23 protein-coding genes are annotated in these 26,242 nt (G+C 44.9%); 13 read left to right on the top strand and 10 right to left on the bottom strand.

Features of this window, described 5'->3' with window-relative positions; translation table 11 throughout:
• Positions 1-86 precede the first annotated feature (86 nt).
• From gluQRS to panC, 5 genes are all read left to right on the top strand, one after another.
• Entirely contained in the window at positions 87-950 is an 864-nt protein-coding gene (gene gluQRS / locus R7Z49_RS12780) for a tRNA glutamyl-Q(34) synthetase GluQRS (RefSeq protein ID WP_047102653.1), read from the top strand.
• Between the two features lie 102 nt (positions 951-1,052).
• Entirely contained in the window at positions 1,053-2,420 is a 1,368-nt protein-coding gene (pcnB, locus tag R7Z49_RS12775) for a polynucleotide adenylyltransferase PcnB (protein WP_005386589.1), read from the top strand.
• Positions 2,417-2,902, top strand: coding sequence for a 2-amino-4-hydroxy-6-hydroxymethyldihydropteridine diphosphokinase (gene folK, locus R7Z49_RS12770; RefSeq protein WP_017635910.1), 486 nt, complete (start codon positions 2,417-2,419; stop codon positions 2,900-2,902). Before pcnB ends, folK begins: the two co-directional genes overlap by 4 nt.
• A gap of 24 nt (positions 2,903-2,926) precedes the next feature.
• A complete protein-coding gene (gene panB / locus R7Z49_RS12765; RefSeq protein ID WP_005386592.1) occupies positions 2,927-3,721 on the top strand; it encodes a 3-methyl-2-oxobutanoate hydroxymethyltransferase in 795 nt (264 codons plus the stop codon).
• Positions 3,722-3,732: 11 nt separating this feature from the next.
• Entirely contained in the window at positions 3,733-4,638 is a 906-nt protein-coding gene (gene panC / locus R7Z49_RS12760) for a pantoate--beta-alanine ligase (protein WP_005380005.1), read from the top strand.
• Between the two features lie 53 nt (positions 4,639-4,691).
• Here panC and R7Z49_RS12755 read toward each other — a convergent pair whose 3' ends face one another.
• From R7Z49_RS12755 to R7Z49_RS12740, 4 genes are all read right to left on the bottom strand, one after another.
• Positions 4,692-5,621, bottom strand: coding sequence for a Kdo(2)-lipid IV(A) acyltransferase (locus R7Z49_RS12755; RefSeq protein WP_025768188.1), 930 nt, complete (start codon positions 5,619-5,621; stop codon positions 4,692-4,694).
• A 127-nt stretch (positions 5,622-5,748) separates the two neighbouring features.
• Positions 5,749-6,519 (bottom strand): ABC transporter permease, encoded by a 771-nt coding sequence (locus tag R7Z49_RS12750; protein WP_005386598.1) that lies wholly within the window; start codon positions 6,517-6,519, stop codon positions 5,749-5,751.
• The gene (locus R7Z49_RS12745; protein ID WP_005380000.1) at positions 6,520-7,437 is read right to left on the bottom strand and encodes an ABC transporter ATP-binding protein; all 918 of its coding nucleotides are present in this window, start codon (positions 7,435-7,437) and stop codon (positions 6,520-6,522) included.
• Positions 7,438-7,687: 250 nt separating this feature from the next.
• A complete protein-coding gene (locus R7Z49_RS12740; protein ID WP_005379997.1) occupies positions 7,688-9,358 on the bottom strand; it encodes a SulP family inorganic anion transporter in 1,671 nt (556 codons plus the stop codon).
• Between the two features lie 281 nt (positions 9,359-9,639).
• Between R7Z49_RS12740 and can the strand changes: the two genes are divergently transcribed.
• Positions 9,640-10,308: a carbonate dehydratase gene (gene can, locus R7Z49_RS12735; RefSeq protein WP_005379996.1), complete on the top strand. Its 669-nt coding sequence runs from the start codon at positions 9,640-9,642 to the stop codon at positions 10,306-10,308.
• Between the two features lie 78 nt (positions 10,309-10,386).
• On the opposite strand, the gene hpt is transcribed toward can, so the two are convergent.
• Positions 10,387-10,917, bottom strand: a complete 531-nt coding sequence (hpt, locus tag R7Z49_RS12730; RefSeq protein WP_005379995.1) for a hypoxanthine phosphoribosyltransferase — start codon at positions 10,915-10,917, stop codon at positions 10,387-10,389.
• 319 nt (positions 10,918-11,236) lie between these two features.
• Here hpt and opaR point away from each other — a divergent pair, with 319 nt between their 5' ends.
• The gene (opaR, locus tag R7Z49_RS12725) at positions 11,237-11,851 is read left to right on the top strand and encodes a transcriptional regulator OpaR (protein ID WP_005379994.1); all 615 of its coding nucleotides are present in this window, start codon (positions 11,237-11,239) and stop codon (positions 11,849-11,851) included.
• A 145-nt stretch (positions 11,852-11,996) separates the two neighbouring features.
• On the opposite strand, the gene lpdA is transcribed toward opaR, so the two are convergent.
• The 5 genes from lpdA to ampD form a co-directional block, all read right to left on the bottom strand.
• Positions 11,997-13,424 carry a dihydrolipoyl dehydrogenase gene (gene lpdA / locus R7Z49_RS12720; protein ID WP_005379993.1) on the bottom strand — a complete coding sequence of 476 codons (1,428 nt, stop codon included), beginning with the start codon at positions 13,422-13,424 and terminating at the stop codon, positions 11,997-11,999.
• 267 nt (positions 13,425-13,691) lie between these two features.
• On the bottom strand, positions 13,692-15,584 hold the full coding sequence (gene aceF, locus R7Z49_RS12715) for a pyruvate dehydrogenase complex dihydrolipoyllysine-residue acetyltransferase (RefSeq protein WP_132936923.1): 1,893 nt from the start codon (positions 15,582-15,584) through the stop codon (positions 13,692-13,694).
• 19 nt (positions 15,585-15,603) lie between these two features.
• On the bottom strand, positions 15,604-18,267 hold the full coding sequence (aceE, locus tag R7Z49_RS12710; RefSeq protein ID WP_005386612.1) for a pyruvate dehydrogenase (acetyl-transferring), homodimeric type: 2,664 nt from the start codon (positions 18,265-18,267) through the stop codon (positions 15,604-15,606).
• Positions 18,268-18,315: 48 nt separating this feature from the next.
• Entirely contained in the window at positions 18,316-19,083 is a 768-nt protein-coding gene (gene pdhR / locus R7Z49_RS12705; protein WP_005379989.1) for a pyruvate dehydrogenase complex transcriptional repressor PdhR, read from the bottom strand.
• 405 nt (positions 19,084-19,488) lie between these two features.
• Positions 19,489-20,040: a 1,6-anhydro-N-acetylmuramyl-L-alanine amidase AmpD gene (gene ampD, locus R7Z49_RS12700; RefSeq protein WP_005386614.1), complete on the bottom strand. Its 552-nt coding sequence runs from the start codon at positions 20,038-20,040 to the stop codon at positions 19,489-19,491.
• A 92-nt stretch (positions 20,041-20,132) separates the two neighbouring features.
• Here ampD and nadC point away from each other — a divergent pair, with 92 nt between their 5' ends.
• From nadC to coaE, 6 genes are all read left to right on the top strand, one after another.
• Positions 20,133-21,020, top strand: a complete 888-nt coding sequence (gene nadC / locus R7Z49_RS12695) for a carboxylating nicotinate-nucleotide diphosphorylase (RefSeq protein ID WP_017820396.1) — start codon at positions 20,133-20,135, stop codon at positions 21,018-21,020.
• 261 nt (positions 21,021-21,281) lie between these two features.
• A complete protein-coding gene (locus R7Z49_RS12690) occupies positions 21,282-21,740 on the top strand; it encodes a prepilin-type N-terminal cleavage/methylation domain-containing protein (protein ID WP_064368760.1) in 459 nt (152 codons plus the stop codon).
• A complete protein-coding gene (gene pilB / locus R7Z49_RS12685; protein WP_005379975.1) occupies positions 21,740-23,425 on the top strand; it encodes a type IV-A pilus assembly ATPase PilB in 1,686 nt (561 codons plus the stop codon). Before R7Z49_RS12690 ends, pilB begins: the two co-directional genes overlap by 1 nt.
• A 23-nt stretch (positions 23,426-23,448) precedes the next feature.
• On the top strand, positions 23,449-24,672 hold the full coding sequence (locus R7Z49_RS12680; protein WP_064368761.1) for a type II secretion system F family protein: 1,224 nt from the start codon (positions 23,449-23,451) through the stop codon (positions 24,670-24,672).
• A 64-nt stretch (positions 24,673-24,736) separates the two neighbouring features.
• Positions 24,737-25,606, top strand: a complete 870-nt coding sequence (locus R7Z49_RS12675) for a prepilin peptidase (protein ID WP_064354291.1) — start codon at positions 24,737-24,739, stop codon at positions 25,604-25,606.
• Positions 25,607-26,221, top strand: a complete 615-nt coding sequence (coaE, locus tag R7Z49_RS12670; RefSeq protein WP_064354292.1) for a dephospho-CoA kinase — start codon at positions 25,607-25,609, stop codon at positions 26,219-26,221.
• The last annotated feature ends 21 nt before the right edge of the window (positions 26,222-26,242 follow it).

The following is a 26,242-nucleotide window of genomic DNA, read 5'->3' as shown; positions in this document are numbered from 1 at the left end:
ATTATGATTGTTGAAGGGAGCTCAGGCTCCCTTTTTGTTTTGGCTATCTTCGCACCCTATTTGTTTACTAAATTCGAGATACACGCATGACACGCTATGTAGGTCGATTCGCCCCATCTCCTTCTGGTCCACTGCATTTTGGTTCACTGATTGCCGCTCTTGGCAGTTATTTTCAAGCGAAAGCACAAAACGGAGCTTGGTTAGTACGTATTGAGGACTTAGACCCACCAAGAGAAATGCCAGGTGCAGCGCAACTTATCCTAGAGGCACTCAAGGCCTATCAGCTGCATTGGGATGGAGAAGTGGTATACCAGAGCGAACGTCACGACCTTTACCAAGCTCAAATAAACAAATGGCTCGAAAATGGAGAAGCCTATTATTGCCAATGTACTCGTAAGCAAATTAAAGAGCATGGCGGTTTTTATCCTGGCACTTGCCGCGATAAAAACTTGAAAGACGGCGCGATTCGCCTAAAAATGACCAAGCCTGTCGCTCATTTCCTCGACCAAAAGCAGGGAACCATTACGATTCCAGAGCAACTCGTTAATGAAGATTTCATTATTAAACGTCGAGATGGATTATTTGCTTATAATCTTGCGGTAGTATTAGACGACATCGACCAAGGCGTCACAGAAGTCGTGCGAGGTGCAGACTTAATCGAGCCGACAGGGCGTCAAATTAGCCTGTACCAAATACTTGGTCAGCCTGAAGTTAGCTACTTGCATTTACCATTGGCGATGGACAACAACGGCAATAAATTGTCGAAACAAAATCACGCGACGGCTATTGATATAGATACACCAAAACCTACTCTATTGCGCGCCATGACATTTTTAGGTTTCGAGATACCTGAAACCGTAAGGGCGGCCAACATAGAAGATATTCTTCGTTGGGGCTGCGAAAACTGGCGGTTGGAACAGCTTCCAGCAGAGATCGAGATCACACCGTGATTCTCAAATGGCATTGTGTAGGCTATCATTAGCCGCAAATTAGGCCCTAGAGGCGTATAAAACTAACCAAAGCAAGATTGGATTAAACCCAGTTATTGCCAGATGCACATGAATACAAACGACTATACACCAAGCGAACCTGCCACAATTCCAGAGCTCGCTCTCAATGTAATAACTCGTGAAGAGCACAACATTTCGCGTAAGCAGATCAGTGATAATGCGCTGAAGGTACTGTACCGCCTAAATGGTGCTGGTTTCGATGCTTTTCTTGTGGGTGGCGGGGTTCGAGACTTACTGCTTGGACAAAAACCAAAAGATTTTGACATTGCGACCAACGCAACGCCGGAACAGATCAAACAGCTATTTCGTAACTGCCGTTTGATTGGTCGCCGCTTCCGCTTGGCTCATATTATGTTTGGCCGAGACATCATTGAGGTTGCGACATTCCGTGGTCACCACCAAGAGCAAAAGAATAAGAGCATTTCTCAGCAATCAAAAGAGGGTATGCTGCTGCGTGACAACGTCTACGGCACCATCGATGAAGATGCTGAGCGCCGTGATTTCACGATTAACTCGATGTACTACAACATCGCAGATTACTCGATTCACGACTACGCACGTGGTATTGAAGATTTAGAAGATCGCCTAATTCGACTGATTGGTGATCCAGAAACACGCTACCGTGAAGACCCTGTGCGCATGCTGCGTGCGGTTCGTTTCGCGGTAAAACTAGACTTTGATATTGAAGAAGACACCGCAGCGCCAATCGAACACATGGCACCGTTGCTCGGTGACATTCCGTCAGCGCGTCTTTTTGAAGAGTCACTCAAATTATTGCAATCCGGTCATGGCTTAGAAACCTACCACCTACTGCGTGAGTACAACCTATTCCAGCAACTATTCCCGACGATTGCAGCGCACTTTACAGAAGATTACTCCTCTCATACTGAGCAGATGTTGGATCTTGTCCTAGATTCTACCGACATGCGCATCGAAGATGGGAAACGCATCAATCCAGCATTTATGTTTGCTGCAATGCTGTGGTACCCACTGTGTGCGAAAGCCGATGAACTGATGGAAGAGCGCAACTTAGGCCATTACGACGCCATTATGGAAGCGAGCAACATCATTCTTGACGAGCAAGTTCGCACAATTGCCATTCCAAGACGCCACACCGCAACCATTCGCGAGATTTGGCAGTTACAGCTTCGTCTTCCACGACGTAACGGTAAACGTGCATTCCGTCTTATGGAGCTCAATAAATTTAGAGCTGGCTTTGATTTTCTTGAAATGCGCGGTGAAATTGAAGGTGGTGACACTCAGAAGCTTGCCAAGTGGTGGGAAACTTTTCAAAATGCAGGCCGAGAAATGCGTCAAGCAATGGCTGCCGACTTAGACGGTCAATCACCGAAAACAGGCCAGCGCCGCCGTAAAACTTATCGCAAGAAAAAGAGTAAGCCCAAATCATGATTACAGCGTACATTGCGGTAGGCAGTAACTTGGCGGATCCTGTCAGCCAAGCGAAGCAAGCGATTGAAGCATTAAAAACGCTGCCTAAATCAGAGTTTGTTCAAGCTTCTTCGCTATACAGCAGCACGCCAATGGGGCCACAAAACCAACCGGATTACATCAATGCGGTTGTGTCTATTAACACCAGTTTGACGCCTATTGAATTGCTCAATTGCACACAAGCTATAGAGCAAGAACAAGGGCGTGTCCGTAAAGACGAACGCTGGGGACCAAGAACCTTGGACCTCGACATTGTGCTTTATGGCAATGAGGTGATTAATTCCGAGAGGCTGATCGTTCCTCATTATGGAATGAAAGAGCGTGAATTCGTACTCTACCCTCTTGCGGAAATTGCACCAAGTTTACAACTCCCTGATGGGACCGAGGTCTCTGAACTACTGGAACAAGTAGATAGAAACGGCCTCAGTATCTGGCAGTCATAGCCAACTCCTAGTAAGGATAAAACCATGAAAAAAATGACCATCAACGACCTAATCAAGTGGAAGCAAGAAGGTCGTAAATTTGCTACTTCAACCGCTTATGATGCGAGCTTTGCCCAACTGTTTGAAAGCCAAGAAATGCCAGTACTTCTTGTTGGTGATTCTCTAGGTATGGTTTTGCAAGGTCACAACGATACTCTGCCAGTAACGGTCGATGATATCGCTTACCATACTCGTTGCGTACGTGCTGGTAGCCCAAATTGTTTGTTGATGGCAGACATGCCATTCATGAGCTACACCACGCCAGAGCAAGCTTGCGAAAATGCGGCTAAACTGATGCGTGCTGGTGCCAATATGGTAAAAATTGAAGGTGGTGACTGGCTTGTCGACACGGTGAAAATGCTCACTGAACGATCAGTTCCAGTTTGTGCTCATCTTGGTTTAACTCCTCAAGCTGTTAATATTTTTGGTGGTTACAAAATCCAAGGTCGCGATCAAGAAAAAGCAGACCGCATGGTAAAAGACGCATTAGCGCTGCAAGAAGCAGGCGCTCAAATCGTCTTACTAGAATGCGTACCAGCTGAGCTTGCTGAACGTATTACGCAAGTGCTTGACGTTCCTGTTATCGGTATTGGTGCAGGTAACGTAACAGATGGTCAAATTCTCGTAATGCATGATATGTTCGGTATTTCTGCCAACTACATGCCGAAATTCTCCAAAAACTTTCTTGCTGAAACAGGTGATATGCGCAAAGCCGTTACTAAATACATTGAAGATGTAGCCAACGGTGTATTCCCAGACGACGCTCATACCATTGCCTAGAGGATAAATGCATGCAAACTTTTGCGGAAATCTCAGCAGTTCGTGAACACCTTAAAACCTTTAAACGTGAAGGTCGTAAAGTGGCGTTTGTCCCTACCATGGGCAACCTTCACGAAGGCCACTTAACTTTAGTGCGTAAAGCACGCGAATACGCTGATATCGTTGTCGTAAGCATCTTTGTTAATCCGATGCAGTTTGATCGTGCTGACGATTTAAATAATTACCCACGCACGCTAGAGGAAGACTTAAGCAAGTTAACCTCTGAAGGGGTCGATGTGGTATTTACGCCAACACCAGAAGTTATCTACCCAGAAGGTCTGGATAAGCAAACCTTCGTCGATGTCCCTGGCCTATCAACAATTCTCGAAGGCGCGTCTCGACCAGGTCATTTCCGTGGCGTGACGACGATTGTGAATAAGCTGTTTAACATCGTACAACCGGATGTCGCGTGCTTCGGCGAGAAGGACTTCCAACAACTTGCTGTTATCCGCAAGATGGTTGATGACCTAGCAATGGACATTGAAATCATCGGTGTACCAACCGTACGTGAAATGGACGGTTTAGCAATGAGTTCACGCAATGGCTTGCTTACGCTGGACGAGCGTCAACGTGCTCCTGTACTTGCTCGTACAATGCGTTGGATCAGTAGTGCCATTCGCGGTGGCCGCGATGACTACGCATCGATCATCGAAGATGCAAGCGACCAACTTCGAGCTGCAGGTCTGCACCCTGATGAGATCTTCATTCGTGATGCTCGTACATTACAAGTGATCACACCAGAAACGACACAAGCTGTCATTCTGATGTCTGCGTTCCTAGGCAAGGCTCGTCTTATCGATAACCAAACGGTAGATATGGTTGTCGAAGCGAAGGAAGAAGCTGAATCTAACAATACAAACTCAGAGAGCGCAGAGTAAGCTCTGAGTCATAAAAGTAAAAAGGTCGACTCTTAGTCGACCTTTTTTATACTCTACGTATAGACGCAATCTAACCCTTCAGGGCGAGTTTTAAACCGCTTGTGCAGCCACATCCACGCTGGAATATCACGTTTTATCATTTTCTCAAGCTCTTGGTTCAAGATGCTTGCCGCTTTAACCGCATTACGTCTCTCGAAACGCTCGCTAATGTCTTTTCCAATGTACAGCGTGTAATGGTGATTTTTACTCACTGTAACGCCAGATATAACAGCGCACTTTGTTGCATCAATGAGAACACTAGACCCGACGGTACTCGCCGCTTGTTCAACAGCAAAAAACGGCGCAAAAACAGAATGGCTAACGCCATAATCATGGTCGGGCAAATACCAAAGTCGATGACCCTTTTTCAGAACTTTGAGCATTGATTTCACGTCTTTTCGATCAATCATTTGATGTCCAAAACGAGTTCGACCTCGATGTTGAATAAACTCATAAGCAGGATTCGAATTTGGGCGATAAACGCCATAACCTTGGGCAAACTGGCTAAAAATACGAGCGGTTATCTCCAAGTTTAAATGGTGACTGCACACCACCAACACACCACGTCCATTCTTTTCCTCAGCGAGTAAACGATCTTTTCCAACAATAGAGGTTATCCGACGTATCCGCCAATCTGGCCAAAACCAAGCGATACCGGTTTCGATGATCGCCATTCCAGTATATTGAAAGTTTTTTCGTACTACGTCCTTACATTGCCAATCCGTAAAATCAGGGAAACACAGCTGGAGATTACGCAGAGCGATCTTGTGTCGGCGCTTCATTACATGCATCGCAATACAGCCGATGCTTCTACCTAAGATTCGCAATACTACGTATGGCAGTACATTAACAAGAATCGCTAAAGATCCAAATGCCAGCCATACAGACCAATATTTGGGCTTAAGTAACTGATAGGAGAAAGGCGGCGGCGGGACAATATTCATAGGATCACTCATTTATTACAAATGATTGAAACCTACCATGATAAAAACCGAAAAATTGTATGGGTATGTATTGTTATGCATGCGAAAGAGCAGCGTGAATCGCCGCTCTTTGCTTTATGAGAATGGCTTAGCTTCTTAGCCCAATCCCTTTGGTTACTAGATAATGCGCAATGGCATACAGTGCAACAACAAACACTGCAAGTACACTAAATGAAGTGACAATGCCCACATCCGAGACACCTAAAAAGCCGTAGCGGAACGCATTCACCATGTAGACGATTGGGTTGATCTTAGAAACGCCTTGCCAAAATTCAGGCAGCAGACTGATCGAATAAAAGACTCCTCCCAAGTAAGTTAAAGGAGTCAATACAAACGTAGGGATGATCGAAATATCATCAAACGTTTTTGCGTAAACCGCATTGATCAAGCCACCGAGAGCAAATACCACCGACGTCATGAAGACAGTCGCGACAATAATGCCCCAGTGCTCCACTTGCAAATCAACGAACAAAAGTGACACACAAGTAACAATTGCACCGACCAACAAACCTCGAGTCACGCCGCCCATCACATAGCCAGCAATAATCACATAGTTTGGTACCGGTGCCACCAGCAGTTCTTCAATATTCTTCTGTAGCTTTGCACTAAAGAATGACGACGCCACGTTCGAGTATGAGTTAGTGATCACCGACATCATGATCAAACCTGGAACAATGTACTCCATGTAACTAAAGCCGCTCATCTCACCAATTCGAGAGCCAATAAGATTGCCGAAAATGATGAAGTACAACGTCATCGTAATGGCTGGCGGCACTAAGGTTTGCACCCAAATACGTGTAAAACGAGTGACTTCTTTGCTCAGCAAGCTGCGAAATGCCGTCCAATATAAACCGTACATTTAATTACTCCCCTCTCTTACAATGCTGACAAACAACTCTTCAAGTCGGTTGGCTTTGTTACGCATTGAGAGAACTTTAATGCCATGCTCTGTTAACTGACTGAATACCGAATTCAATCCTTGGCTCTTATCTAGTTCTATCTCTAAAGAGCCATCAACAATACTTTGTCGATTAACACCTTCAAGCTCAGGCACCTCGACTTCTGACTCAATATCCAAGATAAATGTCTCGACGCTTAGCTTACCTAGTAACGCCTTCATGGTGGTATTTTCAATCAGCTCACCACGATTAATAATGCCGATATTTCGACACAGCATCTCCGCTTCTTCTAGGTAGTGTGTCGTTAAAATAATCGTAATTCCTTGCTCTTGGTTGATCTCTTTCAGAAACCCCCACATTGAGCGGCGTAGTTCAATATCCACTCCAGCCGTTGGTTCATCTAAAATGAGTAGTTGCGGCTCGTGCATCAAAGCTCTTGCGATCATTAAACGACGCTTCATCCCACCGGATAGGTTACGAGCACGCTCTTGGCGTTTTTCCCATAAATCCAATTTTTTCAGGTATTTTTCTGCTCTTTCTTTGGCTAATACTTTAGACACACCGTAATAGCCAGCTTGCTGCATCACAATTTGCTCAACGGTTTCAAACTGGTTGAAGTTGAACTCCTGTGGCACCAAGCCTAAATTCTGCTTGGCCAATTCGAGGTCGGTATCAATGTCATAACCGAAAACTTTCGTCGTTCCGGAGGTTTTATTCACTAAGGAGGAAATGATGCCAATCGTGGTCGATTTTCCTGCACCATTGGGACCCAGAAGCGCGTAGAAGTCACCCTTTTTCACTTGGAGACTTATACCTTTTAACGCCTCAAAGCCACCTGCATACGTCTTGCGCAATTGTTCAATTTCTAATGCGTACATAAGGTCTTGATTGCCGTTTGTTTGTGATTACTAATACCGACTCATATTTAGCAGCGGTTTACTACAAAATCGCCTTGGGTATCGTACTGGAGGTCCATCAGTTTATCGTTGAATAACGATGATTACAAATAAACCTTTCGATAATATTGGAAATATAACCCTTACCTCGTAAAGGTTATCTCTAAGTAAGACAAAATAGAGCATAAAAAAACGCAACAGGAAACTGTTGCGTTTTTAACTGTCAGAATGATTACGCCGTTATGCGCTGATACTGGTCTGCCTCAACATGTGCCACCGCCGCATTCAATGCTTCGTAACGGAATTGGTACATATTTTCATCCGGGACAAGGTCAATCACATGGAATTTCTCTAGCTGTTCTCGTGTTCGCTCATTCGGGCATAATAAATACACGGCACAATTGGCATCGAGAGCATCCTTAATCGCATTCTCTAACGCCAAACCGACGGTTACATCAATCATTGGTACATCCGTAAGATCGAGAATCATCACGTCATAGTCCGAAATACTAGAGTGCTGACGTGAAATGGCTTTAGAAACACTAAAGATCATCGGACCGGAAAGATAAAAGAACAGCACTTTACCATTAGCACGATCCAACAAACCACGCTCGCTGTCAGTCAGCGGCACATCATCTTCATCCGCGTCGCTGATCGCTTTTACTTGTCGCGCCTGCTCTCGGCTCAAACGCTCGATGATGATAATGTTCGAGATAAAGACGCCTAAACCCACCGCAACGATAAGATCAACGAATACTGTAAGCAACATAACGCCATACATCACCGCCATTCCGGAAAAGCTTACCTTATGTGCCCTCTGAATAAAGCTCCAGTCTAGGATGTTAAAGCCAACATACACCGCAATGCCTGCTAACACAGCCATCGGGATTGGCTCTGTTAGCCCACCAGCAACCAGTACAACCAACGCCAACATTAGTGCGCGAATCACACCAGATAATGGCGAACGAGCCCCAACTTGGATATTCGTTACCGTCCCCATGGTAGCTCCCGCCCCCGGCAGCGCACCAAACAAGCCAGAGATCATGTTAGCTAACCCTTGACCTCGCAGCTCTTTATCTGAGTCGTGTTCTTTACGAGTTAATGAGTCACCGATAACCGCCGTTAACAAAGTATCAATACAACCTAACGTGCCGAGCACTAATGCATCAATGACCATCTCGACAAACATATCTGTGTCAATATAAGGGGCGACGAGAGAAGGTAACCCAGCAGGAATTTCACCGATACGACGAATATCTTCTGTATCAAAGAGAATCACAGACAATAAAGTCACCGCGACCAATGCCACGAGCTGTGCAGGAACGTATTTACGATATTGCTTAGGGAAGAAAAAAAGAATCCCCAAAGTCAGTAGTCCCAAAAACAACTCACTGAACTTAAGGTTAGAAATGGTCTCCGGCAAAGCAGATAACGTTCCGAGTACTCCCCCTGAAGGCGCAGCATGCCCCATCAAAGGCGATAACTGCAGAATGATAAGAATCACACCTATGCCAGACATAAACCCAGAAATAACGCTGTAAGGCATCAAGGTAACGTATTTACCCAGTTTTAACGTCCCCAATAGGATTTGGAACGCTCCAGCCATCATGACAACCGTGAAAGTCATAGCCATGCCCGTTTCTGGGTATTTCGCCATCATACTGGTTAATACTGCGGTCATGATTACCGTCATTGGCCCTGTCGGTTCTGATATTAACGTATTAGAACCACCAAATAACGAGGCAAACAAACCGACCATTATTGCCCCCCAAAGGCCGGCCTCAGCACCGGCTCCGGATGCAACACCAAACGCTAACGCCAGAGGGAGAGAGATAATCGCCGTGGTTACCCCGCCAAATACATCCCCTTTGAAATTGATATCTTCAAAACGACTACCGAACACTGCTGATTTTCCCTGCATTCAATTTTAAAAAGTAAAATATCACTACTTTAACGAGCTAGGCGAAAATTTAAACCATAAATAGATTAAGGCTAAATTCACACCACAAATAGTTTCACCAGATTTTACTTTTTTCTTAATGAAAACTAGTCAGATGAGTCCTATCTGACGAATATTTAACGAGATCGAAATTGTAACATTGTGTATAGTTACAACACTGATCGCTTGCATGTGCACACAAACAGCGGCAGCGATTTTGTCTTTTAAGGGAAGTAGTTTGCAAAATGCCGGAAATAAAACAGTTATTTGAAAACAATTCGAAATGGTCTCAAGAGATCAAATCTGATCGACCTGAATACTTCGCAAAACTCGCTGAGGGGCAAAAGCCTGATTTTCTTTGGATTGGCTGCTCTGATAGCCGCGTCCCTGCCGAGCGACTAACCGGACTATACTCAGGTGAACTCTTTGTTCATCGGAATGTTGCAAACCAAGTTATCCATACTGATCTCAACTGTCTATCCGTCGTCCAGTACGCCGTAGACGTTCTTAAGGTTAAACACATCATTGTCTGTGGACACTATGGATGTGGTGGCGTAAATGCAGCCATTGATAACCCTAAGCTAGGTCTTATTAATAATTGGCTGTTACATATCAGAGATATCTATTTCAAACACCGCACTTACCTAGATCAAATGCCGCAACAAGATCGAGCGGATAAACTAGGCGAGCTTAATGTTGCAGAGCAAGTGTACAACTTGGGTAACTCAACCATCCTGCAAAACGCTTGGGAGCGTGGACAAGATGTTGAAATTCATGGTGTGGTATACGGAATTGAAGATGGTCGCTTAGAGTACTTAGGCATTCGTTCTAACTCTAAGGAAACCGTAGAAGCGTCTTACCAGAAAGCTCTTTCGACGATTCTAAATACAGATAACAAGCTGCTTTGTCGCTAAGTCATATCTAAAAGTTGAACAAAAAACGCCCATCTTAGATGGGCGTTTTTTTTATATTTTTAATGCTGCTCTCAATGATTATTCTTGAGGTACAACTTTACCGATGTATGGTAAGTGGCGGTATTTCTGCGCGTAATCAATACCCACCCCAACGACAAATTCATCTGGAATTTCGAAACCAATCCAATCCACAGGAACATTCACTTCACGACGAGATGGCTTATCTAGGAGCGTACAAATAGCGATAGACTTCGGCTCACGTAGCGAAAGAATCTCACGGATTTTATTTAGTGTGTTACCAGTGTCAATGATGTCTTCAACAAGCAGAATGTCTTTACCTTTGATGTCATCATCCAAATCTTTCAAGATACGAACGTCACGTGAGCTTTCCATCGTATTGCCGTAGCTTGACGCAGTCATAAAATCAACTTGGTGAGTCAGTTCGATAGCACGTGCCAAGTCTGCCATAAATACAAATGAGCCACGCAATAAGCCTACCAACACAAGATCTTCACTACCTTGATAACGCTCTGTAATTTGTTTGCCTAATTCACGAACTCGCTCCTGAACTTCTTGCTCAGAAATCATGACTTCTATTGTATGTTTCATACTGTGCTCAATCTAAATTTGTGGGTTGAGGTAAGTCGCACGCAAACGATCACCTAATCTTACGGCGTGTAGTGTATCACCACGTTCATTGGGTTGAAAGTCGCATCCTGTTGCCAAAAAATCTTGGAAGAAGGTCTTAGTTTTATAAAGTTCATAGCTAAATTTATCAATAATAATGACATTACTGTATATAAATTGTTCTACAGATGTTGACCTTGTGCATATGCACCATTACACTCATCACTGCTTTAAGCAACTATTAAAATAATCAATTAGGGGGTTACCACCAATATCAACTCAAATGGCAAGGAAAATGGATATGGACTCAATTGCAAAGAGACCTAGAACTAGGCTTTCTCCAATTAAGCGTAAGCAACAGTTAATGGAAATCGCATTGGAAGTATTTGCGCGCCGCGGCATCGGTCGTGGTGGTCACGCAGATATCGCAGAAATTGCTCAAGTTTCTGTAGCGACTGTTTTTAACTACTTCCCTACACGCGAAGACTTGGTGGATGAAGTTCTCAATCACGTCGTACGTCAGTTCTCAAACTTCCTATCGGATAACATAGACCTAGACTTACATGCACGTGAAAACATCGCCAATATTACTAATGCGATGATCGAGCTTGTCAGCCAAGATTGTCACTGGCTAAAAGTATGGTTCGAGTGGAGTGCTTCAACACGTGACGAAGTATGGCCATTGTTTGTTTCAACTAACCGTACTAACCAGTTGCTGGTACAAAACATGTTCATTAAAGCAATTGAACGTGGCGAAGTGTGTGACCAGCACGATTCAGAACACTTGGCAAACCTGTTCCACGGTATTTGTTACTCACTGTTTGTCCAAGCGAACCGCGCTAAAGGTGAAGCGGAGCTGAAACATCTAGTGAATTCATACTTAGATATGCTTTGCATTTACAACCGTGAACACTAAAGCTTAGCTCGTAATATATGTCAGCCCACCGTTTGGTGGGCTTTTTATTGTCTGCTGTCAGCTAAGCACACATTTATATTTCTATATAACAAGCATAAAAAAACCGCTGCAATGCAGCGGCTTCTATCATTCAGTCAGAAAAAGCTTACTTCTTCTTAACTGCTTTTTTGTTTGGCAGGTCAGTGATTGAACCTTCAAATACTTCAGCAGCTAGACCTACAGACTCGTGTAGAGTTGGGTGAGCGTGGATAGTCAGAGCGATATCTTCTGCATCACAGCCCATCTCAATTGCAAGGCCGATTTCACCAAGTAGTTCACCACCGTTAGTACCAACGATAGCACCACCGATTACGCGGTGAGTTTCTTTGTCGAAGATTAGCTTAGTCATACCGTCTGCACAGTCAGATGCGATTGCACGACCTGATGCTGCCCATGGGAATGTTGCTACTTCGTACTTGATGCCTTCTTCTTTCGCTTCTTTTTCAGTCTTACCAACCCAAGCCACTTCTGGCTCAGTGTACGCAATTGAAGGGATAACTTTAGGGTCGAAGTAGTGCTTCTTACCAGAGATAACTTCAGCAGCTACGTGACCTTCATGCACACCTTTGTGAGCAAGCATTGGTTGACCAACGATATCACCGATCGCGAAGATGTGAGGAACGTTAGTACGCATTTGCTTATCAACGTTGATGAAGCCGCGCTCGTCAATTTCTAGACCCGCTTTTTCACCGTCGATTAGCTTACCATTTGGTACACGACCGATAGCAACTAGAACCGCATCGTAACGCTCAGCTTCAGCTGGCGCTTTCTTGCCTTCCATTGAAACGTAGATACCGTCTTCTTTTGCTTCAACTGCTGTTACTTTCGTTTCTAGCATTAGCTTGAACTTGTCTTTAATACGCTTAGTAAATACTTTCACGATATCTTTGTCTGCTGCAGGAATTACCTGGTCAAACATTTCAACAACTTCAACTTTAGAACCTAGAGAGTGGTAAACCGTACCCATTTCTAGACCGATGATACCACCGCCCATGATAAGCAGTTTTTCTGGCACTTCTTTTAGTTCTAGAGCGTCAGTAGAGTCCCAAATACGTGGGTCTTCATGCGGGATAAATGGCAGTTTGATTGGACGAGAACCAGCCGCAACGATTGCGTTGTCAAAGTTAACAACTGTTGGCTCACCTTCGCCTTCTACAAGGATAGAGTTAGGGCCAGTGAACTTACCGTAACCGTTAACTACTGTTACGTTACGCATCTTAGCCATACCGCTTAGGCCGCCAGTTAGTTGGTTAACAACTTTTTCTTTCCAGATGCGGATTTTGCTGATGTCTGTTTGAGGCTCACCGAACACAACGCCGTGGTCAGCCATCGCTTTCGCTTCTTCAATTACTTTAGAAACGTGAAGCAGTGCTTTAGATGGGATACAACCCACGTTCAGACATACACCGCCAAGCGTGCTGTAACGTTCAACTAGTACAGTTTCAAGACCTAAGTCCGCACAACGGAATGCAGCGGAGTAACCAGCAGGACCAGAACCAAGTACAACAACTTGGGCTTTAATTTCTTTGCTCATTTTGACCTCTTGTAGTCATTATCCCTAACAGGCTGAGTGGGTATCGATTTTTTATGTTTAAGAGAGATTTGTTTTAAACAGTTATTTTCAGACCGCTAACAGTTTACAGAGATGTTAATGGTGTGAAAAGTAAATCAATTTAGCCTGTGAGCTAGACAACAATTCGATTGTGAAAACCCTGAACGAAGCAAGGCTGATAACCAAATTGTCGGTAATTATGATTAGCAGAGGCGGCTAAGTTGCCGCCTCTCATTCATCTAATTTCTATTACAGAACTAGACGACGAATGTCAGATAGACATGAGTTTAGGTAAGTGATGAAGCGCGCACCTTCAGCACCATCGATCACACGGTGGTCGTATGATAGAGACAGTGGAAGTTGTAGACGCGGTTCGAACTCTTTACCGTTCCATACCGGTTTCATTTCTGACTTAGACACACCTAGGATACCAACTTCTGGTGCGTTTACGATTGGAGTAAACGCTGTACCGCCGATACCGCCTAGGCTAGAGATAGTGAAACAGCCACCTTGCATGTCAGCCGCAGTTAGCTTACCAGCACGTGCTTTCTTAGAAACCACCATTAGCTCTTCAGATAGCTCGTAGATGCCTTTCTTGTTCACGTCTTTAAATACAGGAACAACTAGACCGTTTGGTGTATCTACCGCGATACCAACATTCACGTATTTCTTCAGAATTAGGCTCTCACCGTCTTCTGATAGAGAAGAGTTGAACGCTGGGAACGCTTCAAGCGCTTTAGCTACCGCTTTCATGATGAACACAAGTGGTGTGATCTTCATGCCAGTGTCTTTCTTCGCTTCAATCGCGTTTTGCTCTTTACGGAATGCTTCAAGAGCAGTGATGTCTGCGTTATCCCACTGTGTAACGTGCGGGATCATTACCCAGTTACGGTGTAGGTTTGCGCCAGAGATCTTCTTAATGCGAGATAGCGGTTGAACTTCTGTCTCACCAAACTTGCTGAAGTCCACTTTTGGCCATGGTAGTAGACCAAGAGCCGCGCCGTCGCCTTTGCCAGATGCTGCTGCACCTGCGCCAGACTCAAGACGCTTAAGTGCATCTTTCACGTAAGCTTGAACGTCTTCTTTTAGGATACGGCTCTTACGACCAGAACCTTTAACCTTAGAAAGATTAACGCCAAATTCACGCGCTAGACGACGAACAACTGGAGACGCGTGAGCGTACTCATCGTTTTCTTTGAAATCGCCAGTCGCTGCTGGAGCTGCTGCCGCTGGAGCTTCTGCTTTAGGAGCCGGAGCTGCAGGTGCTGCCGCTTGAGCTGGAGCTGCTGCAGGAGCAGGTGCTGCACCCGCCACTTCGAATACCATGATTAGTGAGCCAGTAGACACTTTGTCGCCAGCTGCAATCTTGATTTCTTTAACTGTGCCAGCGAATGGTGCAGGAACTTCCATAGAAGCTTTGTCACCTTCAACAGTGATTAGAGATTGCTCTTCTTCCACTGTGTCGCCAACAGCAACCATGATCTCAGTAACTTCAACTTCGTCGCCGCCGATATCTGGAACGTTCACTTCTTTTGCCGCAGACGCTGCTGGAGCTGCTGCCGCAGGAGCTTCAGCAGCCGCTGGTGCTGCTGGAGCGCCTGAACCTGCTGTTTCGAACACCATGATAAGTGAGCCAGTCGATACTTTATCGCCTGCTGCAACTTTGATCTCTTTTAGAGTACCTGCGAATGGCGCTGGAACTTCCATAGAAGCTTTGTCGCCTTCAACAGTTAGAAGAGATTGCTCTTCTTCGATGCTGTCGCCAACGGCAACCATGATTTCAGTAACTTCTACTTCATCACCACCGATGTCTGGTACGTGAACTTCTTTTAGTTCTGCCGCTGCTGCTGGAGCTGGAGCTGCTGCTGGAGCTGCTTCTGCCGCAGGAGCAGGTGCAGCGTCAGCTGCACCCTCGGCTTCGAAAATCATGATTAGAGAACCAGTAGAAACCTTGTCGCCTTCTGCAACTTTGATTTCTTTAACGATACCCGCTTGAGAAGCAGGAACTTCCATAGAAGCTTTATCGCCTTCAACTGTGATCAGAGACTGCTCTTCTTCAACCTTGTCGCCAACGCTTACAAGAATCTCAGTAACTTCAACCTCATCCGCACCGATGTCTGGTACATTAATTTCGATTGCCATTTCTTATCTACCTTCTTAATTAAGCGTATAGCGGGTTTGTTTTCTCTGTGTCGATGTCGAATTTCTTAATTGCTTCTGCAACTACAGATTTCTCAACTTCGCCACGTTTCGCTAGTTCAGTTAGCGCTGCTACTACTACGTAACCTGCGTTCACTTCGAAGTGACGACGTAGGTTTTCACGGCTGTCTGAACGACCGAAGCCATCAGTACCAAGAACTTTGAAAGACTCAGCAGGAATGTATGCACGAACCTGCTCTGCGTAGTTCTTCATGTAGTCAGTTGCTGCGATAGCAGGTTCAGTACCCATTACTGTTTGGATGTAAGGTACTTTCGCTTCCGCTTCTGGGTGAAGCATGTTGAAACGCTCTGCATCTTGGCCATCGCGAGTTAGTTCGTTGAATGACGTTACAGAGTAAACATCAGAAGCAACACCGTAATCTTCGCTTAGGATTTGAGCTGCTTTACGTACTTCATTCATGATAGTACCAGAGCTCATTAGCTGAACTTTCGCTTTGTCGCCCGTGTAAGTTTCTAGCTTGTAGATACCTTTACGGATGCCTTCTTCAGCGCCTTCTGGCATTGCTGGCATTGCGTAGTTTTCGTTCATTAGCGTTAGGTAGTAGAACACGTTTTCTTGTTCTGGACCGTACATGCGACGGATACCGTCTTGCATGATTACTGCTACTTCGTACGCGAATGTTGGGTCGTAAGAAATACAGTTAGGAACCGTACCCGCCAAAATGTGCGAGTGGCCGTCTTCGTGCTGTAGACCTTCACCGTTCAACGTTGTACGACCCGCAGTTGCACCTAGTAGGAAACCACGTGCTTGTTGGTCACCAGCCATCCACGCCATGTCGCCAACACGTTGGAAGCCGAACATTGAGTAGTAGATGTAGAACGGGATCATTGGTAGGTCGTTTGTCGAGTATGAAGTCGCAGCAGCAACCCATGAAGACATAGCACCTAGCTCGTTGATACCTTCTTGTAGAACCTGACCTGAAGTCGCTTCTTTGTAGTAAGAAACAACGCCACGGTCTTCTGGTGTGTAAGTTTGGCCGTGCGGGTTGTAGATACCGATTTGACGGAACAGACCTTCCATACCGAATGTACGTGCTTCGTCAGCAATGATAGGAACGATGTTCTTACCAATGTTCTTGTTCTTAAGTAGAACGTTTAGCGCACGTACGAATGCCATAGTAGAAGAGATATCACGCTTCTGTTCTTCTAGTAGTGGCTTGAATTCTTCTAGCTCAGGAACGATGAATTCTTGAGTGAATTTTGGTAGACGCTGTGGCGTGTAGCCGTGTAGCGCTTTACGACGAGCGTGTAGGTATTCGTACTCTTTTGAACCTTCTTCAAGTTTCAGGTACGGAAGTTCTTTCACTGCTTCGTCAGTTAGGATGTCTTGAAGGCCTAGACGATCACGTAGGTGTAGTACGTGAGTCATATCCATCTTCTTAACTTGGTGCGCGATGTTCTTACCTTCAGCCGCTTCACCCATGCCGTAACCTTTAACAGTCTTAGCTAGGATTACTGTTGGACGACCTTTAGTTTCTGCCGCGTTTTTGTATGCCGCGTATAGCTTAGAAGACTCGTGACCACCACGCTTAAGTGCGAAGATTTCGTCATCAGTCATGTCAGCAACAAGTGCAGCTGTCTCTGGGTACTTACCAAAGAAGTGCTCACGTACGTACGCGCCATCTTTTGATTTGAATGTTTGGTAGTCACCGTCGATCGTTTCATTCATAAGCTGTAGAAGCTTACCAGTCGTATCTTTAGCTAGTAGTGAATCCCAGTTGTTACCCCAGATTACCTTCACTACGTTCCAACCAGCACCTTTGAACAGACCTTCAAGTTCTTGAATGATCTTACCGTTACCCATTACAGGGCCATCTAGACGCTGTAGGTTACAGTTGATTAGGAAACATAGGTTGTCTAGTTTCTCACGCGCAGCGAAAGAGATAGCACCACGTGATTCTGGCTCATCCATCTCACCATCGCCTAGGAACGCGTAAACGCGCTGCTCTGAAGTGTCTTTAAGACCACGGCCTTCTAGGTACTTAAGGAAACGAGCTTGGTAGATAGAAGCGATTGGACCTAGGCCCATCGATACTGTCGGGAACTGCCAGAATTCAGGCATCAGTTTAGGGTGCGGGTATGAAGGAATACCTTTGCCGTCTACTTCTTGACGGAAGTTGTCTAGCTGCTCTTCAGTTAGACGACCTTCAACGAATGCGCGTGAGTAGATACCTGGTGAAATGTGACCTTGGTAGTAAACTAGGTCGCCACCATCCTTCTCGTTTGGTGCACGGAAGAAGTGGTTGAAACATGTCTCGTAGAACGCAGCAGAAGACTGGAAAGACGCCATGTGGCCGCCTAGCTCTAGGTCTTTCTTAGATGCACGTAGAACGATCATGATAGCGTTCCAACGAATAATTGAGCGAATACGACGCTCAAGTGTTGTGTCACCTGGGTATGCTGGTTCTTGGTCTGCAGGAATCGTGTTGATGTAGTTAGTTGTGATACCTGTTGGCATATCAACACCGTCTAGACGTGCTTTATCTAGAACTTGCTCTAATAGGAATTGAGCACGCTCTAGACCTTCTTCACGTACAACTGACTCAAGCGCTTGTAGCCATTCTTGAGTTTCCAGTGCATCTACGTCATGCTTCATATCAGACATGGCGATCTATCCTTCTGTTGGTTGGATCTACTTATTTAAGTAACGCTCTTACGAGTCGTTACCCTGCTGAATTCGACGTAGAGAACGCTCTCGTCGAGACTCTTCTCGAGTCAAATCCAACAATGTTTCTTCGATGTAAGCCAAGTGCGAGTGGGACATTTCTCGCGCCTTTTCAGGCTGACCAGAAACAATCGCATCCACGATATTGGCTCGGTGTTTACTGACTTTCTCGACCGCTTCTGGGCGGCGACGTAGTAATTTAAAATTTTGTAGAATATTTTGCTCAAGCAAAGGTGCTAAGCTTCGAACAATGTGCAACAAAACCACGTTGTGCGCGGCTTCTGTCAAAGCGATCAAAAATTGCATCACTTCCGCAGATTCAGCTTCGATATCGTTGTTTGCTTGCTCTTGGCTAATGCGTTCAAGGCAACCTTGAATACGCGCAAAATCCTCTTCGGTACCACGTAAAGCTGCAAAGTAAGCTGAAATTCCTTCCATTGCATGACGAGACTCAAGCACATCAAGCTGGGTTTCAGAATGACTAGACAACAAATTCAACAAGGGATCTGAAAAGCTCTTCCAGATATTCTCACTTACGAATGTTCCGCCACCTTGGCGACGAGTCAACAAACGCTTCGCTTCCAAGCGTTGAATGGCTTCTCGGACTGAAGGACGAGACACATCGAACTGTTTTGCCAGTTCACGCTCTGGAGGCAGTTGTTGCCCCGGAGACAATGTTCCTTCCACTATCAACCTTTCTAACTCTTGTTCTATAACATCAGAGAGTTTTGGCTGACGAATCCTTTGATAAGCCATAATTTATTGTTCTTCTACTCTTGCAGGTAATTGGTAATACCAATTTTAAGTTGGTGCAGAAATTAACATAATTAAAACGCCACTGTCCAGCCGAAAATTGACCTAAATCATAGAACGAGCTTACTTCCAACACTCTGATAACAATCGACTGTTAAAACAGCAATAGAATTGGTATGACCAATTACATAAAGCATACAAATGGGAAGTCGACGTGCTAGCAGTTTTGGAAAAGAAATACAGAAAATGACAAAATTATCAGTCTATTTATTCACCAAAACGGCATGTACGAGCGTAAAAATGTAGTTAACTTTTAACAATCATTAATATTTCTGGTATCAAAAAAAGGCATACCTGATCGTATGCCTTATTTATTTCGCTTTTTTGAATTTACACTTTCGCTACAAATCAACGCTGTATAAGCAGTCTATATTTCACCCAATCAAAGCTTAGACCAGGATCGCTTTTTCTCAAGGGCGCAATATATTGATGACCGGTAATTCGTGGCGGGGTGATTTGAGGATAAGACTGCATAATCACCTCAGTGATCTCTGCAAGTGATTGATATTGCGCTTCTGTGTAGGCAGTAAATTCTGTCCCTTCAAGCTCGATACCAATGGAATAGTCATTACAACGCTCCCTGCCCGCGAAACTGGATTGACCGGCATGCCATGCTCTATCGAGAAAAGAAACAAATTGAACAACCTCGCCGTTTCTTTTAATCAAGCAATGTGCAGAAACGCCCATTTTGTGAATAACTTCAAAAAATGGATGTTCATTTGGGTCTAGCTTGCCAGTGAAGAAGTCCTCTATATATGGTCCACCAAACTGCCCAGGAGGCAAACTGATATTGTGTACCACCAGCAGAGAGATGTCGTTTACATCAGAGCGGGCATCAAAAAATGGTGACGGAACATGCTTTGCTTGTGTCAGCCAGCCATTCTCGATAATTGGGCGCATATCAACCTCTCTACTTTGCAAATTAACTGCTGAAATTATTGACACCGGAGAGTATCATTCGTTGCCATCTCCCTTTCAAGACAAGATTTGCGATGAAGAACACACACAACATTCAAGAACGCCTAGAATACCTTAAACAACAACTCCCTTTAGAGATCACTCGCTCTGTCGCTGATACCTTAAAAGAAGATCTAGGTGGCAGTGTCGACGCAGATAATGACATTACTGCATCTTTGATCCCTGCCGATGCGGTTAATACCGCAACGATTATTACTCGTGAGCATGGTGTGTTCTGTGGTCAAGCATGGGCTGATGAAGTTTTTAAACAGCTCGGTGGCAAGGTCAGCATTGAATGGCACGTAAAGGACGGCGATAAGGTCAAACCTAACCAAACCCTTTGCACGCTGACAGGCCCTGCTCGTGACCTGTTGACTGGTGAGCGTAACGCAATGAATTTCATCCAAACGCTGTCTGGCTGCGCAACAGTTACCGCAGAGTACGCTGAAAAAATCGCGCATACTGAGTGCCGTCTACTAGACACACGCAAAACCATTCCTGGTCTGCGTAGCGCACTAAAATACGCCGTGACCTGCGGTGGTGGCTTTAACCATCGCATCGGTGTGTTCGACGCTTACCTTATTAAAGAGAATCACATTATTGCTTGTGGTGGCATCACTCAAGCTATCCAAAAAGCGAAAGAGCTCAACCCAGGCAAACCGGTAGAAGTCGAAACGGAAAGCTTAGAAGAGTTGAAACAAGCGATAGAGGCTGGTGCCGACATCATCATGCTCGATAACTTCACAAAAGAAATGATGCGTGAAGCCGTAGCGATTAACGCAGGTCGTGCCGCTTTAGAAAACTCCGGCAACATTACGCTAGAGACCATCGCAGAATACGCAGAAACCGGTGTCGATTACATTTCGGTAGGCGCGTTGACTAAGCATTTAAAAGCGATGGATCTTTCGATGCGCTTCAAATAATAAAAGCAACAAATCTAAATTACTTCAACTAACTCAGTGAGTTGTGAGTAACTCATCATTTAAAAGGGCCAATTGGCCCTTTCTTTTTATCCACTAAAATAATAGTACTACTCGCAAAACTCTGCATGCGATATGCAACTTTTTACCAAAGAGTTTTATCTCACTCGAGAGCCCATCTCTTCCCCATTTTCAACCCACCTTAACTCTCCATAATCTTTCGCTAATGCAAGAGCATTATTAATTTTTAAGAAAGGGTTAAAAATGAAAAACAGTAAACATAAAAAACAACAGGGTTTTACTCTGATTGAATTGATGATTGTGGTGGCGATTATCGGTATTTTGGCTGCATTTGCCGTGCCTGCCTACTCAGACTACACACAACGAACTCGTGTTGCGGGTGCAGCAGCAGGGATCAGTGGCTTTAAAACAGCCATTGCCATGTGTGCTCAAGAGCGTGGCCAGCTTAACGGTTGCAACAACGCCGCCAATGACATCCCAGCAGCAATTGCAGCAAATAACGCTGGTGCGACCATTGCTTATGTGGACGAGTTAGCGGTTACAAATGGCATTATCACCATGACCACTACCGGTGTTGATGATCAAGGTGCTAACCTGACTTTAACATTGACCCCTCAGATTGGTAATGGTGTTGTACAATGGGACCTAACAGGTACTGGCTGTACAACCGCTGGACGTAGCATAGATTGTTCTGGTAACTAATGCTAACCAACCTCTCAACAGTTCTTCGCCAAGCAGGGATACTGACTTTTTCCCAAGAAGAACTGTTACTTGAGCAAGCTAAAGCTTCTGGTATATCAATGCCGGAGGCTTTGCTCAATTCTGGCTTTTTTCAATCTCATGAATTAACGGAGCACCTAAGCTCTGTTTTCGGGCTTTCTTGCGCTTCTCTCAATCAATACGAATACGCTTCGTTATGCCAAACACTAGGTTTGCGAGATTTGATCACTCGGCACAACGCTCTGCCGCTTAATCGCACCTCATCAACTTTGATTCTCGCGGTTGCCGATCCAACCAATCTTCAAGCCGAAGACGACTTTCGTTTTGCAACAGGCTTGCAAGTCGAACTTGTTCTGGCTGATTTTCGCGAACTGACCGCTGCGATTCGGCGCTTATATGGTCGTTCATTGAGTCATGAGAAGTCCGGGTTAAAAGAGATCAACCAAGAAGAGTTAGCCAATCTGGTTGACGTGGGCGCAGATGAAATCGACAACATTGAAGACTTGAGCCAAGATGAGTCTCCTGTTAGCCGTTACATAAACCAAATTCTGTTGGACGCTGTGCGCAAAGGCGCATCCGATATCCACTTTGAACCTTATGAAAAGATGTACCGCGTGCGCCTACGTTGCGATGGCATCTTAATCGAAACACAGCAGCCGCCAAGCCACTTAAGTCGCCGCTTATCCGCTCGTATCAAAATCCTCTCTAAGCTTGATATTGCAGAGCGACGTTTACCACAAGATGGGCGTATTAAGCTCAAGTTGAATCAAGACACCGCGATTGATATGCGTGTATCCACGCTACCTACTCTATTCGGAGAGAAAATTGTATTACGACTGCTCGACAGCAGCTCTGCGTCACTGGATATCGACAAGCTTGGTTATAGCGAACAACAAAAACAATTGTACTTGGATGCGCTGCGTCGCCCACAAGGCATGATTCTGATGACAGGCCCAACTGGGAGCGGGAAAACCGTTTCTCTGTACACTGGGCTGAGTATTCTCAATAAACCAGAAATCAACATTTCCACGGCAGAAGACCCAGTAGAAATTAACTTATCGGGCATTAACCAAGTTCAAGTTCAGCCTAAGATTGGTTTTGGTTTTGCCGAAGCCCTGCGCTCTTTTCTTCGTCAAGACCCCGATGTGGTCATGGTCGGTGAGATTCGTGACTTAGACACTGCGGAAATCGCCATAAAAGCATCGCAAACCGGTCACTTAGTACTTTCAACCTTGCATACCAATTCTGCGGCTGAAACGGTTATTCGTTTATCAAACATGGGCGTAGAAAGCTTTAACTTGGCCTCATCTCTTAGTTTGATTATTGCCCAGCGCTTAGCCCGTAAACTGTGCTCGCACTGTAAACAATCACAAGAGCTTACCGTTCAGCTACAACATCTTGGAATTCAAGCAAGCGACAACATTTTTAAAGCCAATCCCGATGGATGCAATGAGTGTACCCATGGTTATTCCGGCCGAACGGGGATTTATGAAGTGATGCGCTTTGATGAATTTCTTTCCGAAGCGCTTATTAAAGGCGCCTCGGTACATGAACTAGAAAAACTCGCCATCGCAAATGGTATGAGCACGTTACAAATGTCGGGCATAGAAAAACTCAAACAAGGAATCACAAGTTTTAGTGAACTACAGCGCGTACTTTATTTTTAATCCTTTAATCAGCAGTCACATCCATGAAAAGCACTACACCACAACTTAAAAACTTCCGCTGGAAAGGCATCAACAGTTCTGGCAAAAAGACGTCTGGACAAACCCTCGCGATGACAGAAATTGAAGTACGCGAGCATCTAGACGCACAGCACATCAAGATCAAGAAGTTAAAGAAAAGCAGTATTTCGTTTCTCACTAAACTCAGCCATCGCGTAAAAGGCAGAGACATCACGGTGTTTACCCGCCAAATTTCGACGATGTTGATAACCGGTGTGCCCTTGGTTCAGGCTTTAAAATTGGTATCAGAGAATCACAAAAAAGCAGAGATGAAATCCATTTTGATGAGCGTGACACGCGCCGTTGAAGCGGGGACGCCCATGTCAAAAGCCATGCGCACTGCAAGTGAACACTTTGACCCACTCTATACCGATCTTATCGCCACAGGTGAGCAATCCGGTAACTTAGCAGAAGTGTTCGAGCGCTTAGCCACCTACCGAGAAAAAAATGAACAACTCCGTGCGAAAGTGATCAAAGCACTGATTTACCCAGCTATGGTAGTGCTAGTCGCGTTAGGTGTGTCGTTTATCATGCTCACCAAAGTCATTCCCGAGTTTGAAAAAATGTTTGTTGGTTTTGGTGCTGATTTACCTTGGTTTACCAGGCAAGTATTAGATCTTTCCGCCTGGACACAAAACTGGAGTCCGTTTATCGCACTAGGCTCCATGAGTTTATTCATCTCGGCGAGAATCCTCTCTAAGCGTTCAGATTCTTTTCGCTTAATGCTCAATCGCTCTGTGCTTAAATTTCCTGTCCTCGGGCCCGTATTATCAAAAGCCGCTATCGCCAAATTTAGTCGAACACTCGCCACGAGCTTTACAGCGGGCATTCCAATTCTAACCAGTTTAAAAACCACATCAAAAACCTCAGGAAACTTACACTATCAACTCGCCATAGAAGAAGTTTACCGTGATACCGCCGCAGGTATGCCAATGTATGTTGCCATGCGTAACTGTAATGTGTTCCCTGAATTAGTGTTACAAATGGTCATGATCGGTGAAGAGTCTGGTCGACTTGACGATATGCTCAATAAAGTTGCAACGATCTACGAGTTTGAAGTCGATAACACCGTCGACAACCTTAGTAAAATTCTAGAGCCGCTAATTATCGTTTTTTTAGGCATCGTTGTTGGCGGATTAGTGACAGCAATGTACTTGCCAATCTTTAACTTAATGAGTGTATTGGGCTAGAATGAGCTGTTAACTCCTTTAAAACAGCATCTTGCTGATTTCACTCATCGCTCAAGAGACAAATATGGAAGTATTCCAGTACTACCCTTGGCTATTCGTTGTGTTTGCCACCATCTTCGGTCTGATCGTGGGTAGCTTCCTCAATGTGGTTATTTATCGACTACCTAAAATCATGGAACTAGAATGGCGACGCGAATGTGCCGAGTCATTTCCTGAATACAAAATAGAACCTCCTAAAGAAGTGCTGACCTTGAGCGTCCCACGCTCCTCCTGTCAGAAGTGCGCAACGCCGATACGTATTCGAGACAACATCCCTGTGATTAGCTGGCTGCTTTTAAAAGGCAAATGCCACAACTGTCAGACAGCCATTAGCGCACGCTATCCACTGATTGAACTGCTCACTGCGTTCTGCTCAGGCTTTGTCGCTTACCACTTTGGTTTTAGTTACTTTACCGTTGCCCTACTCTTTTTCACTTTTATCTTAATCGCCGCAACATTTATCGATCTAGATACGATGTTGTTACCTGACCAATTAACATTACCATTAACTTGGGCTGGCATTGCCTTAGCATTAGTCGAAATAAGTCCTGTTACTCTACAGGATTCTGTCATTGGTGCTATTGCTGGTTACCTATGTCTCTGGTCCGTTTACTGGGGCTTTAAGCTACTTACTGGTAAAGAAGGAATGGGATATGGTGATTTTAAACTACTAGCAGCACTAGGGGCTTGGCTAGGTTGGCAGTCACTGCCGATGATCATTCTACTTTCTTCTGTGGTTGGCATCGTATTTGGCATCATTCAACTACGCTTGCAAAAGCAGGGAATTGAAAAAGCTTTCCCTTTCGGTCCTTACTTAGCAATTGCTGGTTGGATAAGCTTAATTTGGGGCGAGCAGATTTTAAACTGGTACTTTACTTCAGTTCTAGGAGTGTAAATGGCTTTGGTTATTGGTTTAACAGGTGGTATCGCTAGTGGAAAAACAACCGTCGCGAATCTGTTCAAACAACAATTTAAAATCGATATCGTTGATGCCGACATTGTAGCAAGAGAAGTTGTCGCACCAGGTACTCCCGGCCTAAACGCGATTATTGAACACTTTGGTCACGATATCGTTCGTGAAGACCAAACTTTAGATCGCGCAAAGCTGAGAGAGAAAATCTTTTCGAATTCAGATGAAAAAGCATGGCTCAACGCACTGTTGCACCCGATAATTCGTGAAAAGATGATCGAAGATTTGCAGCAAGTCACTTCAGAGTATGCGTTACTTGTGGTGCCGTTGCTCGTAGAAAACAAGCTAGATAGTTTATGTGATCGCGTTCTTGTCGTCGATGTAGAACCGAATACACAGATATCTCGCACGATGAAACGAGACAATGTGAGTGAAGATCAAGTTCGCGCCATCCTTGCCTCTCAAGCATCAAGAGAGCAAAGGTTCGCGCTTGCAGACGATGTGGTTAAGAATAATCCAAGTGACCCTGATCTTTTGCTTCAAATCACAGATTTGCACGAAAAGTACCTAGCCATGTGTAAGAAAAATCTGCGAAAATAGGAACGAAACTCACAAAGGCTT

It is taken from the genome of Vibrio sp. 1562 (assembly GCF_033340155.1).
Taxonomy (GTDB): Bacteria; Pseudomonadota; Gammaproteobacteria; order Enterobacterales; family Vibrionaceae; genus Vibrio; species Vibrio alginolyticus.
The sequence above is the reverse complement of the archived record's forward strand: the minus strand, read 5'-3'. Positions and strand labels throughout refer to the sequence as shown.

Coding starts and splice junctions, on each gene's coding strand:
- panC (WP_005380005.1), top strand. CDS start 3,733: ATGCAAACTTTTGCGGAAATCTCAGCAGTTCGTGAACACCTTAAAACC.
- lpdA (WP_005379993.1), bottom strand. CDS start 13,424: ATGAGCAAAGAAATTAAAGCCCAAGTTGTTGTACTTGGTTCTGGTCCT.
- pdhR (WP_005379989.1), bottom strand. CDS start 19,083: ATGGCTTATCAAAGGATTCGTCAGCCAAAACTCTCTGATGTTATAGAA.
- gluQRS (WP_047102653.1), top strand. CDS start 87: ATGACACGCTATGTAGGTCGATTCGCCCCATCTCCTTCTGGTCCACTG.
- pcnB (WP_005386589.1), top strand. CDS start 1,053: ATGCACATGAATACAAACGACTATACACCAAGCGAACCTGCCACAATT.
- R7Z49_RS12680 (WP_064368761.1), top strand. CDS start 23,449: ATGAAAAGCACTACACCACAACTTAAAAACTTCCGCTGGAAAGGCATC.
- R7Z49_RS12745 (WP_005380000.1), bottom strand. CDS start 7,437: ATGTACGCATTAGAAATTGAACAATTGCGCAAGACGTATGCAGGTGGC.
- R7Z49_RS12675 (WP_064354291.1), top strand. CDS start 24,737: ATGGAAGTATTCCAGTACTACCCTTGGCTATTCGTTGTGTTTGCCACC.
- hpt (WP_005379995.1), bottom strand. CDS start 10,917: ATGAAACATACAATAGAAGTCATGATTTCTGAGCAAGAAGTTCAGGAG.
- coaE (WP_064354292.1), top strand. CDS start 25,607: ATGGCTTTGGTTATTGGTTTAACAGGTGGTATCGCTAGTGGAAAAACA.
- can (WP_005379996.1), top strand. CDS start 9,640: ATGCCGGAAATAAAACAGTTATTTGAAAACAATTCGAAATGGTCTCAA.
- aceF (WP_132936923.1), bottom strand. CDS start 15,584: ATGGCAATCGAAATTAATGTACCAGACATCGGTGCGGATGAGGTTGAA.
- opaR (WP_005379994.1), top strand. CDS start 11,237: ATGGACTCAATTGCAAAGAGACCTAGAACTAGGCTTTCTCCAATTAAG.
- R7Z49_RS12755 (WP_025768188.1), bottom strand. CDS start 5,621: ATGAATATTGTCCCGCCGCCGCCTTTCTCCTATCAGTTACTTAAGCCC.
- panB (WP_005386592.1), top strand. CDS start 2,927: ATGAAAAAAATGACCATCAACGACCTAATCAAGTGGAAGCAAGAAGGT.
- ampD (WP_005386614.1), bottom strand. CDS start 20,040: ATGCGCCCAATTATCGAGAATGGCTGGCTGACACAAGCAAAGCATGTT.
- R7Z49_RS12690 (WP_064368760.1), top strand. CDS start 21,282: ATGAAAAACAGTAAACATAAAAAACAACAGGGTTTTACTCTGATTGAA.
- aceE (WP_005386612.1), bottom strand. CDS start 18,267: ATGTCTGATATGAAGCATGACGTAGATGCACTGGAAACTCAAGAATGG.
- R7Z49_RS12750 (WP_005386598.1), bottom strand. CDS start 6,519: ATGTACGGTTTATATTGGACGGCATTTCGCAGCTTGCTGAGCAAAGAA.
- nadC (WP_017820396.1), top strand. CDS start 20,133: ATGAAGAACACACACAACATTCAAGAACGCCTAGAATACCTTAAACAA.
- pilB (WP_005379975.1), top strand. CDS start 21,740: ATGCTAACCAACCTCTCAACAGTTCTTCGCCAAGCAGGGATACTGACT.
- folK (WP_017635910.1), top strand. CDS start 2,417: ATGATTACAGCGTACATTGCGGTAGGCAGTAACTTGGCGGATCCTGTC.